The 13,494-nt window shown below is 70.6% G+C and carries 14 protein-coding genes; 9 read left to right on the forward strand and 5 right to left on the reverse strand.

Annotation, left to right across the window (positions count from 1 at the left end; genetic code table 11):
- A partial coding sequence (locus VFZ09_RS28930) for an ISAzo13-like element transposase-related protein (protein ID WP_414640758.1) occupies positions 1-197 on the forward strand: 197 nt, incomplete at its 5' end.
- A 21-nt stretch (positions 198-218) separates the two neighbouring features.
- Here the strand turns inward: VFZ09_RS28930 and VFZ09_RS28935 are convergent.
- From VFZ09_RS28935 to VFZ09_RS28945, 3 genes are all read right to left on the reverse strand, one after another.
- The gene (locus VFZ09_RS28935; RefSeq protein ID WP_329730925.1) at positions 219-356 is read right to left on the reverse strand and encodes a hypothetical protein; all 138 of its coding nucleotides are present in this window, start codon (positions 354-356) and stop codon (positions 219-221) included.
- Between the two features lie 150 nt (positions 357-506).
- Positions 507-1,430 carry a DUF2381 family protein gene (locus tag VFZ09_RS28940; RefSeq protein ID WP_329730926.1) on the reverse strand — a complete coding sequence of 308 codons (924 nt, stop codon included), beginning with the start codon at positions 1,428-1,430 and terminating at the stop codon, positions 507-509.
- Between the two features lie 102 nt (positions 1,431-1,532).
- A complete protein-coding gene (locus tag VFZ09_RS28945) occupies positions 1,533-3,638 on the reverse strand; it encodes a serine/threonine protein kinase (protein ID WP_329730927.1) in 2,106 nt (701 codons plus the stop codon).
- A gap of 194 nt (positions 3,639-3,832) precedes the next feature.
- On the opposite strand from VFZ09_RS28945, the gene VFZ09_RS28950 reads away from it, so the two are divergent.
- A complete protein-coding gene (locus tag VFZ09_RS28950) occupies positions 3,833-5,419 on the forward strand; it encodes a Tox-REase-5 domain-containing protein (RefSeq protein WP_329730928.1) in 1,587 nt (528 codons plus the stop codon).
- A gap of 12 nt (positions 5,420-5,431) precedes the next feature.
- The gene (locus tag VFZ09_RS28955; protein ID WP_329730929.1) at positions 5,432-6,184 is read left to right on the forward strand and encodes an Imm52 family immunity protein; all 753 of its coding nucleotides are present in this window, start codon (positions 5,432-5,434) and stop codon (positions 6,182-6,184) included.
- Between the two features lie 80 nt (positions 6,185-6,264).
- Here VFZ09_RS28955 and VFZ09_RS28960 read toward each other — a convergent pair whose 3' ends face one another.
- Together VFZ09_RS28960 and VFZ09_RS28965 are read right to left on the reverse strand one after the other, a co-directional pair.
- A complete protein-coding gene (locus tag VFZ09_RS28960; protein WP_329730930.1) occupies positions 6,265-7,587 on the reverse strand; it encodes an HD domain-containing phosphohydrolase in 1,323 nt (440 codons plus the stop codon).
- Between the two features lie 110 nt (positions 7,588-7,697).
- On the reverse strand, positions 7,698-8,120 hold the full coding sequence (locus tag VFZ09_RS28965; RefSeq protein ID WP_329730931.1) for an NAD(P)/FAD-dependent oxidoreductase: 423 nt from the start codon (positions 8,118-8,120) through the stop codon (positions 7,698-7,700).
- A 354-nt stretch (positions 8,121-8,474) separates the two neighbouring features.
- On the opposite strand from VFZ09_RS28965, the gene hisG reads away from it, so the two are divergent.
- From hisG to VFZ09_RS28995, 6 genes are read left to right on the forward strand one after another with little or no spacing between them, the layout of a single operon-like run.
- The gene (gene hisG, locus VFZ09_RS28970) at positions 8,475-9,329 is read left to right on the forward strand and encodes an ATP phosphoribosyltransferase (protein ID WP_329730932.1); all 855 of its coding nucleotides are present in this window, start codon (positions 8,475-8,477) and stop codon (positions 9,327-9,329) included.
- A complete protein-coding gene (gene hisD / locus VFZ09_RS28975; protein ID WP_329730933.1) occupies positions 9,326-10,627 on the forward strand; it encodes a histidinol dehydrogenase in 1,302 nt (433 codons plus the stop codon). The genes hisG and hisD overlap by 4 nt, the downstream gene beginning before the upstream one ends.
- Positions 10,624-11,661: a histidinol-phosphate transaminase gene (locus tag VFZ09_RS28980; RefSeq protein ID WP_329730934.1), complete on the forward strand. Its 1,038-nt coding sequence runs from the start codon at positions 10,624-10,626 to the stop codon at positions 11,659-11,661. The genes hisD and VFZ09_RS28980 overlap by 4 nt, the downstream gene beginning before the upstream one ends.
- A complete protein-coding gene (gene hisH, locus VFZ09_RS28985; RefSeq protein WP_329730935.1) occupies positions 11,658-12,251 on the forward strand; it encodes an imidazole glycerol phosphate synthase subunit HisH in 594 nt (197 codons plus the stop codon). The genes VFZ09_RS28980 and hisH overlap by 4 nt, the downstream gene beginning before the upstream one ends.
- Complete coding sequence (locus VFZ09_RS28990; protein WP_329730936.1) at positions 12,248-12,961, forward strand: 1-(5-phosphoribosyl)-5-[(5-phosphoribosylamino)methylideneamino] imidazole-4-carboxamide isomerase; 714 nt, start codon at positions 12,248-12,250, stop codon at positions 12,959-12,961. Before hisH ends, VFZ09_RS28990 begins: the two co-directional genes overlap by 4 nt.
- Entirely contained in the window at positions 12,958-13,494 is a 537-nt protein-coding gene (locus tag VFZ09_RS28995; protein ID WP_329730937.1) for an imidazoleglycerol-phosphate dehydratase, read from the forward strand. Before VFZ09_RS28990 ends, VFZ09_RS28995 begins: the two co-directional genes overlap by 4 nt.

A 13,494-nucleotide genomic window follows, 5' to 3' on the forward strand; every position in this document is an offset into this window, starting at 1 on the left:
GACCTCTCATCAGCCATGAGGTTGTCGTCAACCTCATTGCCGCAACCACTACCCGACAAGGGCTGCGTGTCAGCGCCGGCCTCGACAAGCGCACCTACCCGCTCGGCACCAAAATCACCGACATGCAGATGGCCGCGTTAACCATTGAGCGTGCAGATTTTCATGGTGATTGGAACTATACCCTTCATCCAAACTGAAAAGTTATTTCTGCGCGGGGCCTAACCCACGAGGAAGCTGCCCCGTGGGGTGCCCGTGGCGCAGGCGGACTGGAGGAACAGCACGAGAAGAAACCAGCCGCCCAGCAGGGGGCCAATGCGAGCGCTGGATGGGCGCGGGCCAGGAAGACGGGTGGACACGGCGCACCTCCAGTAGCGACGCGGAGTGCGAGCCGTCGCTCCGGAATTACACGGAAGCGCGGATGTGCCCGTCAAGCCAATGGGTTGGCCGGGGGTAGAAGGACGCAACGGGTGAGCTGTCAGGGCGTAGTGGCCCCGGGGGGTTCGGCGCTACGGGAACGTCACGTTCTCCAGGATGACGGAGCGCCCGTCCGCGTCCCACAGCGTCAGGGTGTACGCCCCCTGGGCCTGCTTCGTCGTGGCCTCGAACTCCACCATGACGCGGCCTGGCGCCCCAGGCAGGATGGAAACGGGGTTTCCCTCCGGAAGCGGCGTCAGCTCTTCACCCTTCGTTCCGCGCAACACGGCCCCCGCGAGCGTCCAGGGCCTCGTCCCCGGATTCTTCAAGTCCAGTTCCACCGCGACTCGGCCCTTGTCTTTGTCCCCGGCGCGGGAGGACCACGCGTCGGCCAGGGCCAGCGTAGCCCGCGGTCTCGTCTTGACGTCTTCGGTGATGCGCTTGACGGCGACGCCGAGCCTCTGGTTCAGAAGGCCCGCCGCGCGCAGACCCCGCAGTCCACCCGGCCCGCCCTGCTCGGCCTGGAGGCGCGCCTTCTCCTCCTCGCAGCGCAGCGCCTTCGCGTCCGCATCCCGCGCCTTCTGCTTGTAGAAGTCCACCGGGAGCGTCTGCCGGATGACGTCCACCTGCCGTGCCGCCCGCGCGGGGTGTACCACCAGCAGAAACGTGAGGCTCGCCGGGGCCGCTCCATCCGCGAAGTAGACCGTCACCCGCTGCGGCTGCATGTCGCGCATGGCCTCCGCGGGGACGACCATGAATGAGTCGGCCGCCTCCGTCACCCGGCGGAAGTGCTCGCGCCCCTCCAGTTCCACGCGCGAGAGCTTCGCGTCGAAGAGGAAGTTGCTGGTGAGGTCCGGGGTGATGCACAGCGCCGGTATCCTGCCCGGAGCGTCCGCGTCCACGTCCAGGCGTACATCACCCGCCTCACACGGGGGCAGAGGTGGACGTTCGGCTGCGTCAGCGGCCGAGGTGAGCAGGGCCAGGGACAGGAGGCCAGCGGAGGACGCGAGGGGCACGGGGGACAACCTCTCCGGGGGCGTGGAGCCGCCCCACTTCAAGCGTAGCCTCTACCACAGCTCACCGTGGGGGACCTCTGGGCGGCCGAGCGCCCGGGCGCCCTACTCGAATTGGTCCGTTACGTACACGCGGACGCGCGCGTGGACCTTGACGGCATCCGAGCCGACCTCAGACTTGATGGGCTCGCCGGCCCCGCCTGGCGCTGCGATCTCCATGCACACGGGGTACGTCTTGCCTTGGGGCGTCTGTGCCCGCGTGAAACGGCCGTAGAGGCGCTCCTTGCCGAGGATGAACCTCCCGGTGAGCACGGTGCCCTCGTCTAGCTCGCCGACCTTGTAGAGCATCGTGACGGCGGCGTCGCCCGCGCGCACCGTGACCCGCTCCCCTCTGGTGCCGGGTGGAATGTCGGCGGCAAAGTCGTCACTGAGGCCGAGACTCAACTCCTCCCTCATGGTCTTCATGGCGCCGGCCGGGCAGTCCTCGGGCCCGGGTGTGGCGCGCACCTGGGGGCCGGTGCACGCGACCAGCACCCAGCCGCAGCTCGCTGCGAGGCACTGCCACTTCTTGCAGCGCCCCCCCTGGGGCTGAAGCGCGGGCACGGGCATTTCCTGGGGCGGCAAACGGGACTCCTGCTTGCGAAGAGGCATGGCGGTGGTGAGCGCGGGGGTGGAGGCCACGAGTGGCGCCGCGCCTCCTCCAGCTTCGGACGGCCCGCCCGGTGCCGCCACTTCACGCACAATCCCTGGAGGAGACGTCGGGGGACCCACCTCCCACCCGGGAGGTGACGGGGCCGCCGTGGGCGCCGCCACGCCGGGAGTGCCCACAGGCCCCCGCTCGACCCGGGAGCCCGCCAGCAGCCATGCGCTCAGCAGCAGCCCGGCGGCCAGCGCCACCGCCCCCACGCGTGACACGCCCCCTCCGGGCAACACGCGCGCACGGTGCACGGGGCCTGGTGCCTCCAGCGGGGGCGGGACTCCCCGTGCTGCCTCCTCGGCGGCCACGGGAAGAGGAGCGGCGGCGTCCACCGGAGAAGGGGCCGCTTCCGGGACATGGGGGGCCCCCGCCGCACTCTCTGGCTCCTCGCCCGCGGGCGCGGGTTCCGCTTCTTCCTCCACCACCGCGGGCGGCGCCACGACGGTAGCACCGCCACCCTCAGGAGCGGGCGGGTGGCGGGCCTTCGCTCCCCGCCGGGGCCGGCCCATGCTCCACCGCCGCATCTCGCGCTCCTCGGCGCTGCGCGGCACCAGCCCGGGCTCCTCCTCGGTGAAGGCGTGCTCCGGGGCGTCCGGGTCCACCAGCGGCACGTCCCAGCTTCCGTCCGCCCCGGCCAGCGCCGCCTCCAGCGCCCGCGCCAGCTCCTCGCACGTGCCGTAGCGCGCCTGCCGCCGCTTCTCCAGCATGCGCTGGCACAGCTCGCCCAGCGCCCGGGGCACGCGCGGGTTCACCTCGTGCGGCGCCTTGGGCCGCTGCGTGAGGATGCGCTCGTCGAGCGGCTGGCCCCGCTGGTAGACGCGCCCGAAGGGCAGCATGTCCGTGAGCAGCCAGTAGAGGAGGACGCCCAGCGCCCACAGCTCGTCTCCCGCGTCCGCCACGTAGCGCGCCTGCCCGCCGGTGTGCGCGCGCGCGAAGCGCAGCGCCTCGGGGCTGCGGTACTCGGCGGTGCACGGCGGCAGCGTGCCCTGGGTGAGCGGGGGCTCCTCCGCCAGCCAGCCGATGCCGAAGTCCACCAGCACCGGCGCCCCGTCCGAGGTGCGCAGCAGGATGTTCTCCAGCTTGAGATCGCGGTGCAGCACGCCCCGGGCGTGGAGGTGCGCCAGCGCCCGCGCCAGCTCCAGCAGCACGCGCGCCACGCAGCGCGCGCACGGGTTGTCCTCCAGGGCCCACTGCTCCAGCGTCCGGCCCTCCACGAAGTCCATGACGAAGTAGAGCGGGCCGTGCACCGGGTGGGGCCACCTGCCGCATGCGTGGAAGCCCACCACGTTGGGGTGCTGGATGCGCCGCAGGATGCTGATTTCCCGCTGCCCCCGGGCCTCCAGGCTCCGGCCGCGTAGCAGCTTGAGGGCGAAGGGCAGCCCGGCGCGCCGCACCTTGAAGACGAGGCCGTGGCCCCCGGCGCCCAGCGAGGCCTCCACCTCGTACTCCCCCACCTTGTCTCCACGGGCGAGGGGCTGGAAGGAGACTGTCTTCATGAGTCGGGCTGGCTTCATGACCTCCAAGGTCTAGCACGGCTTTCGTCTCCGCTGGCCCCCAGCGGCCCGCGGCGCGTGTTTCACGACGCGGGCGCCTGAAGGGGGTGGTCCTCGTTGTCCATCTCGAAGTCCGTCCTACCCATGAGGAAAGCCCTGTCTGTTCCTACCTGGTGACTTGACCGCCCCTGTCCTGTTCCCCTGAAGTCCAGGGCATGTCCACTCATCTCGGGGTGCACGGCGACCGGCTCGGCGCGCTCGTTCTGACCATGGCCGTGGCCGTGCTGCTCGGCGGGTGCGCCACGGCCCCTCCGCGCGCGAGTTTGACGAGCGGCTTCGGGCTCCACTCGCGGCCCACCGCGCTGCGTGGCGATTCCGAACCGCGGCAACTCGTTGCCACCGCCGCGCCTGGAGCGCCGGAGGGCTCCGCGGGGGGCTTCCCCGAGCAGACGGAGGAACTCTTCCAGACGGAGGACTTCTTCCAGGGGGTGCAGGAGGCCAGTGGCCTCGGGGAAGAGGGGCGTCACCCGGCGGGCGCGGCGCTCTACGTGGAGCAGGCGCGCCAGCTGCTGGGCCGGTTGGCCAAGACGCCGGTGACACAGCGGAGCTTCGCCCCACGCCGGGCGCTGGGCTGGCTGCTGCGCGAGGTGCTCGAGGGGGGCGAGCGCGTGGAGTACGCCGACTTGAAGTGGCGCGCCGAGCGCTTCGTGTGGCTGGTGATGGTGCGTCCGGACGGCTACCTGGTGGCCGCGCTCGATGGCACGCCTCTTCAGCGCCGGGGCCCTCTGCGACTGGTGGAAGGAGAGTGGACGGTAGGCCGCCTCGTGGTGGGAGGCTTCTATTTTTCACACGGTGGAGTCTTCTACCCGGTGAACGAAGCCCTGCGGCGCGAGGACAGCGAGCCCCTGGCGGAACGGGGCCTGGGGAGGGACCCGCTCAACGCCGCGCTCGACGGAGCCCAGGAGGCCCTGGGGGAGATGACGCTGGCGTTGGCGCACTCGGTCCTCAACCCCATCCGCACGCTGGAGGACCTGGGGCAGTTGCCCACGACGGTGGCGTACCTGATAGCCACCTCGCCCGAGTACTTCGCGCGCTACGGGGCCATGTCGAGGGAGGACCAGATACGGGAGGCGGCGCGCCTGTCCACGCACCTGCTCATGCTGCTGGGAGGCGCACGGGCCACGGTGGGCCGCATGGGCGGACTGGGAGCGGACCTGCCAGGGCTGTCGCTCACGGCCAGGGGCGAGCTGGTGCTGGGCGAAGCCGTGGTGGCGGGCTCGGCGGGCACGGTGGGCGTGGACCTGAGCGCCCTCTCCATCCTCCACATGGCGGGAAAGGGCCGGGGCGGCAACACCGGCGGCGCGAGCGGCAAGGCGGGCAAGGCGTCCCAGAAGGCTCCGGCGCGGAGCCCCGGCAGGTGGACGTACAAGAAGCCCACCAACGAGTCCAAGCGCTCCCAGGACTACCAGGAGCAGGTGACGGGGCGGCCCGCGTGGTGGGTGTACATGATTGGGAAACTGGAGTTCGACGGCATCAAGCTGGGGGAACTGCTGGAGGCCAAGGGCCCCGGCTACTGCTCCTTCTTCGAGGCGGACGGCACGCCCAAGGCCTGGTTCGAGGCGTCTGGCGGGTTCACGCAGCTCATGGACCAAGCGGAGAATCAGTCGAGGATGGCCCAGAGGTTGGGAATGCCGGTGAGCTGGCACGTCGCCGACGCCAAGGTGGCGGAGTTCCTTCGCAAGCTCTTCAAGGACAACAACTGGAAGAACATCACGGTCCACCACACGCGGCCCGTGCAGTAGAAAGGAGCACGCATGCAAGAGGCCGATGAGGACTACTACGTGGGAGCGTACTGGGGCCCGCGCCAGGAGACGGCGCTGGAGTGTGCGCGGCGCGCGGAGCTCTTCTTCCACATGCTGGCGCGGTGTGACCCGACGTTCACCCAATGGTACGGGGCGGGCCGTGGCTTCCCCCGCGAGCTGCCGGGCTGGCCCGTCCGCCCGGAGCTGAAGGAGTGGGAGTCCCTCTTCCTCAAGGGCCGGAATCGCACCGACGTCGGCAGGGAGGTCATCGAGGATCTGGGCTTCCGCCAGTATGTGTGGAATGCCAAGAAGGAGGCCACGAAACTCCACCTCTCCTGTGGCAAATACTCGCCGTGGGGAGGCCCCAATCTGTGTCTGCTCTACCCCCCCAGGCAGGGCGCGGTCCGGGAGCGGCTGCTGCGTGCGCCCGCGCTGGCCGAGGTGCTCACGTGCATGGCCACGGCGTGGGACCCCGACTACGCCATCGTCGGCTCAACCGAGATGGTCCGCCTCGTCGAAAAGAGCCAGTGGGAGCGGCAGGTGGGCTGGCTGACATACCTGTCGCGCCGCCTCGGGAAGCTGCCGCCGCTGCCCGCGCCCGTGCGCATCGAGCCGGTGGGGACGCTGGGCTGGCTCCTGGTGCTCTCGCCCGAGCCCATGACGGCCAGCAACCCCGAGCACGTGGCCTTCACCGCCCGCGTGCGCGAGCTGCTCGACCGGGCCGGTCTCATCCAGCTCCCTCGGCCCGAGCCCGCCAGCGAGTGACTCGCGCCAGAAACCGCTGGCTCCTCCCTGCTCAGGTGTAGAGGTCTACACCTGAAGTCCGTTGAGAGCCCGAGGCCCTCTCAGTCGCGTGAGTTACCCTGGCGGCCCCCGGCGAGCACCGACAGGACGACGGGCTGCTCCGGACGGTTGGCCGTGGCCTGGGTTCCCACCGCCGGCGCGGGAGGGGGAGTGGCGGCGGGGCTCGCACCCCGAGGCGCCGGACCCGGGCTGCCCGGGCCGGGGATGCTCTGGTCGATGTCGTCCAGGTCATCCGTGAGCCGGGCCAGGGTGGCCTCGGCCTCCTGCGCCTGCGCCTCCGCCTGCACCAGCGTCAGCTTCCGCAGGTGCATGTCCTCCTTGATCTTGATGAGCGCCTGCTCGCCGATGTCCAGGAAGGCCCTCACCACGTCGCGATCGAACTGCGTCCCGGCGCAGCGGGTGATCTCCGCGATGGCGTTGGCGAAGGTGGTGCCCTTGCGGTAGGGCCGGTCGCTCGTCATCGCGTCCAGCGTGTCCGCCACGGCGAAGATGCGCGCGCCGATGTGGATCTCCTGGCCCCTCAGGTTGCGCGGGTAGCCCTGCCCATCCCAGCGCTCCTGGTGCGACAGCACGATCTGCGCCGGCGTGGCCAGGAAGGGGATGTTCTGGATCATCTGGAAGCCGATGTCCGGATGCTTGCGCATCTCCTGCCACTCCTCGGGCGTGAGCTTGCCCGGCTTGAGCAGCACGGCGTCCGGAACGCCAATCTTGCCGATGTCGTGCAGCAGCGCGCCCCGGCCGATCTCCTCCAGCTCCTGGCCCTTGATGCCCATGCGCTCGGCGACGGCGCTCGTGTAGCGCACCACGCGCTGCGAGTGGTCCGACGTCTCGTGCTCGCGCGCGTCCAGCGCCGCCACCAGCGCCAGCAGCGTGGACTGGTAGGTGTGGGCGATGTCGCGCAGCGCATTGCGCAGCTCGGTGGTCCGGTCCCGGACCTTGCGCTCCAGCTTCTTCTGGTAGCGCTTGCGCGCCAGCTCGATGCGGCGCTTGGCGAGCGCCCGCTCGATGGCGCGGATGAGATCCGTGAGCTTGGGCGGCTTGAGGAGGTAGTCGACAGCGCCCCGGCGCAGGCAGTCCACGGCGGACTCGGTGTCGCCGTAGCCGGTGAGCATGATGACGGAGGTGTCCGGATAGCGCTCACGCAGCTGCTCGAGCAGCCACAGGCCATCCTTTCCCGGCATCTTCATGTCGCTGATGACCAGCGGCGTCTCTTCCTGACTGGCGATGTCCAGGGCCATTTCGGCGCCACTGGCCACCACGCAGTTGTATCCCTCCTCCCTGAGGAGGACGGAGATGACGTCGCGCACGGAATCGTCGTCGTCGACGATCAGGATCCGGGGAGGTACGGGAGGAATGGCTTCCACGGGGGGGATTCTAGGAGGATCGGGCCGCGGAAGGCCAACCCGACGAGGTTTTTCGACTTTTCCGGCCGCTCGGCCGGGTTGTCGGGGGGGTGGAATGTCTCCCCGGCGGCTCAGCGGCGGGGGAAGCGCTCGAAACGGAACGGTGTGAGGTCCACGGAGGGGGTCTCCCCGAGGACGGCCTGGGCCATGAGCCGGGCGGTGAGGGGGGCCAGGAGGATGCCATTGCGGAAGTGGCCCGTGGCCAGGAAGAGGCCGGGCAGGGGTCCGGCCCCCAGGATGGGGAGGTGGTCGTCGGTGTAGGGCCTCAGTCCCGCCCACGTCTCCTGTACCGGGGCCGAGCCCAGCGCCGGGCACAGCTCCATGGCCAGGGCGAGGATCCGGTGCAGCCCCTCGGCCGTGACGTTCTTCTCGAACCCCGCGAATTCGAGGGTGCTGCCGGCGAGGACCCGGCCATCCGCTCGGGGGATGAGGTAGCCCTTGTCGGAGAAGACCACGTGGGAGAAGAGCGGCAGCCGGGTCTGCAACTGCACCATCGCCACAGCCCATCACCCCTCCACCCACGATGATCACGTCGGCGTCACGCATCGCGCCCGCTTGTGCTCGCTCGGGGAGGGGTTTGCAAGCGGGGTTTTCCAGCTTTGTGAGAAGGCCGGGTTGACGAGACGGGGGTGTCTCGGTTACTGAGTGGTCCCGTGCGTTTCGCGTCCAACCCCCATCATCATGCGCATCATCATCGGCCCCCCGACGGGACCGCTCGCCGTGCGCATGCTTGGGTTGACGCGTAAGACGCCCCCCGATGCACCCGCCGCAGTGAACGGAAGCCCGTCCCACCCCGGACGGGCTTTTTTCGTTTCCGCGCTCGTCCGCCCAACCCCCAGGTACCCACGATGCTGAAGATTGCCCTGCCCAACAAAGGCCGCCTGTCCGAAGAGGTTCGCGAGCTGTTCAACGATGCCGGCCTGGAAGTGAAGGTCCGGGGAGAGAGAGCCCTCACCGCGTCGCTCGGCGGCGAGTTCGAGGCCATCTTCGTCCGCGCCCAGGACATCCCCGAGTTCGTCGCCGATGGTGCCGCCGACGCCGGTGTCACCGGGTGGGACCTGGTGTGTGAGTCCGGCCGCGACCTGGACATGCTGATGGACCTGGAGTTCGGCAAATGCCGGCTGGTGGTGGCCGCCCGCGAGGAGAGCGGCATCCAGAAGCTCGAGGACATCCAGGACGGGGTGCGGGTGGCGTCTTCCTTCACGCGGCTGACGGCCGAGTTCTTCACGAAGCGCGGGCAGAAGGTGACGGTGGTGCCGGTGTCGGGCGCCACGGAGATCGCCCCGCACCTGGGCATCGCGGACATCATCGTGGACCTGACGTCCACGGGCTCGACGCTGAAGATGAACGGCCTGCTCGAGGTGGGGACCGTGGTGCAGTCGAGCGCGCGGCTGATCGCCCGGAAGAACCACGCACCCGAGGCGGCGGCGAAGCTGGAGGAGCTGCGGCAGGCGCTGAGCTCGGTGCTGGCGGCCCGGGGCAAGCGCTACCTGATGGCCAACGTGCCGCGCCGCGTGCTGCCCACCGTGCGCGAGGTGCTCCCGGGCCTCAACGGCCCCACCGTGGTGGACGTGCAGGGCGGTGACTTCGTGGCCGTGCACGCCGTGGTGCCCGCCAAGAGCATCTACCGCACCATCGCCGCCCTGAAGAACCTCGGCTGCGAGGGCATCCTCGTCACCCGCATCGAGAGGCTGATGCCGTGAACCCCTCCCTGCTCAAATACCGGGGACGGCTCTCCACGCTGTCCCCCGAGGCGCGCCGCCGCCTGTTGGACCGCACGGGCACGTCGGATGCCCGCGTCGCCCAGCGCACCGCGGACATCATCGCCCGCGTGCGCCGGGATGGAGACAAGGCGCTCCGCGACATGGCGCGCGAGTTCGACCGCGCGGAGTTGCAGTCCCTGGAGGTGCCCCGCTCGGAGTGCGAGGCGGCGCTGGCCTCGCTGGAGCCGAAGCTGAAGGACGCGCTGGCCCGCGCGGCGCGCAACATCGCCAAGGCGCACGCGGCGCAGAAGCCCCAGGCCACCGAGGTGGAGACGGAGCCGGGCATCATCGTGGGCCGCCGGCCGGATCCGCTCGGGCGCGTGGGCGTGTACGCGCCGGGTGGCCGCGCCGTGTACCCGAGCAGCGTGCTCATGGGCGTGGTGCCCGCGAAGGTGGCCGGGGTGGGCGAGGTCATCGTCTGCTCGCCGCCGGGCCCGGATGGGAAGCCCTCGGCGGGTGTGCTGGCGGCGGCGGCCCTGGCTGGCGCGGATCGTGTCTTCGCCCTCGGTGGGGCGGGTGCGGTGGCGGCCCTGGCCTACGGCACCGAGAGCGTGCCCCGGGTGGACCGCATTGTCGGCCCCGGCAATGCCTACGTGGCCGCGGCCAAGCTGCAGGTGGTGGATGCGGTGGCCATCGACGCGCCGGCCGGCCCGAGTGAGATCCTCGTGGTGGCGGACAGCTCGGCGGACCCCGAGGCGGTGGCGCGCGAGATGCTGGCCCAGGCCGAGCATGATCCGGATGCCTGCTGCGTCACGGTGACGGTGGGCGATGTGCTGGCCAAGGCGGTGGCCACGGCGGTGGAGCGGGCGGCGGCCCGGGCGAAGCGCCAGGAGATCGTCACCAGGGCCCTGAGCGAGCGCGGCGCGGTGCTGAGCGTGGACTCGCTGGAGGAGGCCTGGCCCTTCGTGGCCGAGTTCGCTCCCGAGCACCTGCTCATCGCCACCACGTCGCCCATGGCGGACCTGCCCAAGGCGCGCAACGCGGGCACGGTGTTCGTGGGCCAGTACGCCTCGGTGGCCTACGGCGATTACATGACGGGCGCCAACCACGTGCTGCCCACCGCCGGCCTGGCCCGGGCGTATTCGGGGCTGAGCGTGCTCGACTTCTACCGGTGGACCACGTACCAGCGTGTCACGCGCGACGCGGCGGCCCGGCTCGCCGATGACGTGGGCTTGCTGGCCGACAGCGAGGGCCTCTTCGCCCACGCCGATGCCGCTCGCGGCTGGAGGAAGTCATGAGCCTGCCCTCGCGCGCCTCCTACCGCGACATCCCGCTGTACTCTCCCTCCAAGGTGAAGTGCGGCGTGGACCTGAGCGACAACACCAACCTCTTCGGCATGCCCCCGGCCGCCGAGCGCATCCTGCGGGAGACGGCCACCGCCCAGGTGAGCCGCTACCCCGTGGGCTACGCGCCGGACCTCAAGCAGGCCGTGGCCCGCTACACCGGCGTGGACGCCTCGCGCGTCACCACCGGGTGCGGCTCGGACGACGTCATCGACAGCACCCTGCGCGCCTTCCTGGAGCCCGGTGACGTCATCGCCTTCCCGGACCCCACCTTCGTGATGATGTCCTACTTCGCGAAGGTGAACGGCCTGCGCTACGCGGCCGTGCCGCTGAAGGCGGACTTCGACATCGACGTGGACGGGCTGCTCGCCACGGGGGCGAAGCTCATCTATGTGTGCTCGCCCAACAACCCCACGGGCACGGTGGCCTCGCGCGCCGCGCTGGAGCGGTTGATGGACGCCGCGCCCGGCATCGTCCTGCTCGACGAGGCCTACGCCGAGTTCGCCCGGGAGAGCCACCTGGACCTGGCCTCGCGGCCCAACGTGCTGGTGACGCGCACGCTGTCCAAGGCCTTCGGGCTGGCGGGCCTGCGGGTGGGCTACGCGGTGGGCAACCCCACGCTGATCGCCGAGGTGGAGAAGGCCCGGGGTCCCTACAAGGTGACGGGCCTGTCCGAGCGCATCGCCGCCGCGGCGCTGTCCGAGGACGTGCCGTGGATGAAGGCCCGGGCCGAGGAGGCGCTGGCCATCCGCGCCCGGCTGGTGGACGAGCTCGGGAAGCTGGGACTGAAGACGCTGCCGTCCGAGGCCAACTTCGTGATGGTGCCGCTGCCCGGCGCCCCCGCGGTGGCCGAGCGGATGCGGCAGCGGGACGTGAACGTTCGTGCATTCCAGGGACTGAAGGGCATCGGGGACGCGCTGCGCATCGGCTGCGCCCCGTGGAATCAGATCGAGGCGGCGCTCGGAGCGCTGCGGGAGACGTTGCGGTGAGAGTGACACTATTCGACTACGGAGCGGGCAACCTGCACTCGCTGGCCAAGGCGCTCGCCACGGCGCCGGACGTGGAGGTGCGGGTGCAGGAGGATCCGATCCGGGCGCTCGACACGGACCTGTTGGTGCTGCCGGGCGTGGGTGCCTTCGGTGCGGCGGCGGCGCGGCTGGAGCCGGGGCGCGACCAGATGCGGCAGGCCCTGGAGGACGGCCTGCCGTGCCTGGGCATCTGTCTGGGCATGCAGCTCATGTTCGACACCAGCGACGAGGGCGGGGGCTGGGGCCTGGGCTTCTTCCGCGGCCAGGTGACGAAGCTGCGCTCGCGGCGCGTGCCCCACATCGGGTGGAACTCGGTGGAGGAGGACACCGCCCTGAAGAGCGCGAAGCTGGGCAGTGTCTACTACGCGCACAGCTTCGTCTGCCGCGCCGATGAGCCCCGGGTGGTGGTGGGCTGGACGACGCACGAGGAGGACCGTTTCCCCGCGGCGGTGCGGCGCGGCAACGTGCTCGGCGTGCAGTTCCACCCGGAGAAGAGCTCGGCGGCCGGCGTGCGCTTCGTGCAGGCCTTCCTCGAGGAGGTGCGCAAGTGATCGCCATTCCTGCCATCGACCTGCGCGAGGGCGCCTGCGTGCAACTGGTGGGCGGCTCCTACGCCGACGAGCGGGTGCGGGTGAAGGATCCCCTGGACGCGCTGAAGCGCTGGCGCTCGTTCGGCTTCAAGACCTTCCACGTGGTGGACCTGGACGCCGCGCTCGGCAAGGGCTCCAACGAGGGCCCCATCGGGATGCTGCTGACCCACGAGCCCGGCCTCACCTTCTCGGTGGGCGGCGGGGTGCGGAGCATGGCCAAGGCGGAGGCGGTGCTCGCGCTGGGTGCCTCCTACGTGGTGGTGGGCACCAAGGCCATCGAGGATCCGGCGTGGCTGCGCGAGGTGGCCGAGCGCTTCCCGGGCCGGGTGGTGGTGGCCGCGGACGTGAAGGGCCGCGAGGTGGTGACGCGCGGCTGGACGTCGGGCAGCGCCCTGGACATCTCCGACGTGCTTCAGACGCTGGAGCCCCTGTCGCTCGGGGGCCTGCTGGTGACGGCGGTGCACAAGGAGGGGCAGATGGAGGGCGTGGACCTGCCGCTCATGGAGGAGGTGGCCCGGGCGAGCCGGCATCCGCTGTTCGCCTCGGGAGGCGTGACGACGGTGGCGGATCTGCGGGCGCTGGGGCGCGTGGGGGCCTTCGGGGCCGTCATCGGCATGGCGCTGTACACGGGCAAGCTGGACGCCACCGAGGTGGCACGGGGGTTCGCATGACCACCATCGTTCGCGAGACGAAGGAGACGAAGGTCACCGTGGAGATCGCCCTGGGCAAGGGCGTGGCCAGGGTGGACACCGGGCTGCCCTTCTTCGATCACATGCTGTCCACCTTCGCGCGCTACGCGGGCCTGGACCTGACGCTGCACGCGCGGGGAGACCTGCGGCACCACCTCATGGAGGACGTGGCCATCACCCTGGGCACGGCGGTGAACAAGGTGATTCCCGCCACGGCGGCCCGCTACGGCGAGCGCACCATCCCCATGGACGACGCGCTGGTGCAGGCCTGCATCGACGTGGCCGGGCGCTTCTATTACCGGGGGCCGCTGCGCAACAAGCTGTACGAGCACGTCATGCGCTCGTTCTGCGAGCACGCCAGGGTGACGCTGCACCTGCGGATTCTTCGCGGCAAGGACAGCCACCATGTGACGGAGGCGGCCTTCAAGGCGCTCGGCATGGCGCTGCGGGATGCGATGGTGGACTCGGGAGTGGTGTTCAGCACGAAGGGCGCGGTCGCCCTGGAGGTGAAGTGA

It is taken from the genome of Archangium sp., assembly GCF_036277355.1.
In the GTDB taxonomy this organism is placed as follows: Bacteria; Myxococcota; Myxococcia; order Myxococcales; family Myxococcaceae; genus Archangium.